The sequence below is a fragment of the Paenibacillus sp. 01T422 genome (genome assembly GCF_056398785.1).
This window is the reverse complement of record NZ_JBFTQB010000813.1, coordinates 1-3,011: the sequence shown is the minus strand read 5'-3', so window position 1 is coordinate 3,011 and position 3,011 is coordinate 1. Positions and strand designations below refer to the sequence as shown.

At 46.0% G+C, this 3,011-nt stretch carries 2 protein-coding genes; one reads left to right on the top strand and one right to left on the bottom strand.

The window, feature by feature from the left end:
- The first annotated feature begins 280 nt into the window (after nt 1–280).
- A complete protein-coding gene (locus AC1DUA_RS31710; RefSeq protein WP_477503528.1) occupies nt 281–1,762 on the top strand; it encodes a L,D-transpeptidase family protein in 1,482 nt (493 codons plus the stop codon).
- An 85-nt stretch (nt 1,763–1,847) separates the two neighbouring features.
- Here the strand turns inward: AC1DUA_RS31710 and AC1DUA_RS31705 are convergent, their stop codons facing one another.
- On the bottom strand, nt 1,848–2,963 hold the full coding sequence (locus AC1DUA_RS31705) for an aminopeptidase (RefSeq protein WP_477503527.1): 1,116 nt from the start codon (nt 2,961–2,963) through the stop codon (nt 1,848–1,850).
- Nucleotides 2,964–3,011: the final 48 nt, after the last annotated feature.

Below are 3,011 nucleotides of genomic sequence, written 5' to 3'. Positions count from 1 at the left end.
TTCGCGTTTATCTTGTTGGACGGCTTTTTCTCCAAATTGATCCAGGCGAGACGGGCTGCCGGATGGTCCATTATTTTTCGGTTTGCTGTTTCTTCCACTCATCTTTATCACCTCCGAGATTCAGCTTTTGCTAAATAGGTAAGGTTCATGCTGGTGCTTTCRGGAAGCAAGAAAAGGGTTGTCATTATGACGTTAATCATGATACATTATGTATCAGAGATACTAATCGTATCAGTCATCAGATATGGACAAGCTAATCCATTGAACGGAGAGGAGCCGAATGATACGCCGTACCCAGCGATTTCGTAACCATCTCGATGACAATCTCATTCATTTGCACAAGAACTTGTTCATTTCTCCGTCCGATCCGATGTACTATGAGAAAGTCATCCGGTATCTAGACGCAACTTCACCGGAAGCTCATTATAAGATCGGGCAAAAATTTCAAAGAAGAGGGAATTTCAAACGAGCTATTTTTCATTACAAGGAAGTTCTTCGTACTTACCCATCACCATTCTACTCCGCTGCGAATCGTGCGATTCGCGACATCGAAGRGGAGAAAGCTGCACATGCGATGACCTTGCAGCATGCTTTCCCGGAGGAAGCGAAGGGGATGTTGCCACCTTTTATGAAAACGCTGCTCATCGTTCTACTTGTCTTCAATCTCTTGCTAGTTGTTTTGTTTGCAGGGAGTAATCCACTCTACAAAACAATTTCTACGATGAAGATTTGGGGCGCTGGAAGTGACATCACCTACGAAACGGTTGATGCTCCCTTCGTGATGTACATTGCGCCTGAGACAGAGAATGGAGCGATTGAAACAGCCTTGCACAAGCAGGCACTTGAGCTGGCTAAGGAAATGCCGAAGACGAACATCCTGATTTACGGCGTTATTTCCCAGGATAGCGCGAATCAGGGGAAAACATTGCTGCTCAGGGATGAGGAGTTGACCAAGAGTGCTGTGGTCGTTGCGCAATATCATCCTGAGACAGATCAATCTGTCAAAATCCGTTTCTTGAATACCGAATTTGGAAAGCACCAACCGCTTAGTGCGATTGGTGCTAATTTAGTTCGGACCGCGTTGGCGGCATACACCAAAGATCATGGCAGCCCTCCAGAACGTCTAGAGGCACTGCTGCAGGATTATCCGAATAACTATCTCAGCTTCATCCCTTTGGAAGTGTCAACGGGCTCTAATGGCATTTCTGAGGCTTTCACGGGCAAAGGTGGCTGGGTTTATGCGCCAGATGCGGCAGACCCGGCTCAGATGTTCTATGCAAATTCCACTAGTGTGCAGAATACCCCGTATGAACCGGTTCATATTGAAATCAATAAAGAGGAACATCAGCTTAAACTGGTTAGCGGGGATTATATTTTATGGGATAAAGAAATTGGTCTTGGAGCAAATGATCGTACACCACAAGGTCAATTCCTTGTAAAGGACCGTGTGCAAAATCCTCAGGGAAGCCGCACTCAAAGCTATGGGGAGGCAGGTCTCGGGCTGGGGGCAATTGCGCTTCACGGTACTTACGATGAGAGCTCCATTGGCTCTGATAAATCGCTTGGGTGTGTAAGATTGACGAATGGGGACGTGCAGGAGCTGTTTCCCTTTGTACCTAAGGGCGCAGAAGTTCAGATCCAAGCCTCAACGTGGGCTGCGACAAGCAATGAGCAGGTGAAGGRCACCAATTTGCTTATTCCTACCACGCGGCCAACAATAGATGAATCGCCAGAAGGCGTCATATTCCACTGGCTTGGCTAAGTGTTTATGCAAAACTTAATGCCATTATATAAAAAGCAGCTGAAGCTGTCCGATCGTGATCGGATGCCTCAACTGCTTTATTTGATTACATTAAGTTTTCTGGGTTAAGCTTCTCAAGCTCAGGTAGGACGAAACGTCCGTCTTTGCGAATAAGCACATCGTCAAAGTAGATTTCTCCGCCGCCGTATTCAGGACGTTGGATCAGGACCATATCCCAGTGAACAGAGGAGCGGTTCGTGTTATCTGCAGTCTCATAGGCTTGACCTGGTGTGAAGTGGATGCTGCCATCAATCTTCTCATCGAATAAAATGTCCTTCATTGGATGCTGAATATAAGGATTCACGCCGATAGCGAATTCACCAATATATCTTGCACCGTCATCTGTATCCAGAATATCGTTTAATTTCTTGGTGTCATTGCTAGTCGCTTCGACAATTCGGCCGTTCTCGAAACGAAGCACGATGTTCTCGAAGGAAGTGCCGGAGTAAATCGTTGGTGTATTGTAACTGATTACACCATTGACAGAGTCTTTCACTGGCGCTGAGTACACTTCACCATCCGGAATATTTCTCAGCCCGGAGCAAGGCACTGCGCCGATATTTTTGATGGAGAAGGAGATGTCCGTTCCTTTGGCAACAAGACGAACTTTATCTGTTCGCTTCATTAGGTCTACTAGCGATTCCATAGCTGTCGCCATCTTGCTATAGTCGAGGTTGCAAACATCAAAATAGAAGTTCTCGAATTCTTCCGTGCTTTTGCCAGCTAGCTGGGCCATAGAAGGATTCGGGTAGCGCATGACGCACCATTTGGTATTGTTAATGCGCTCATCAAAGAGCGGACGTTGGAAATATTTCAAGTAAAGGCGCATTTGCTCATCTGGCACATCAGACGATTCTGTAATGTTATCTCCGCTGCGTACAGCTACATAAGCATCCATCTGTTTCATGCGGGCAAGCTCGAAATCAGCCCATTCACTGAACTGCTCCTGTGTGCCTTTCATCTGCAAGCTTCTCATGATCATAGGATCACGCAGCTCAATGAATGGCTTACCGCCTACGGCATATACTTCTTCGATGAAGCATTTGGCGAGTTCAGGATCTTTGACGCCAATCATCTCGATCAAAATGTTCTCTCCGGGTTGAAGACTAACCGAATAGCGGATAATGTTACGGGCAAATGTTTGAAGTCGCGGATCTCTCATACTTTAGGTCTCCCTTAATTGTAAATTAGTACTTAGAAAGTATATCGT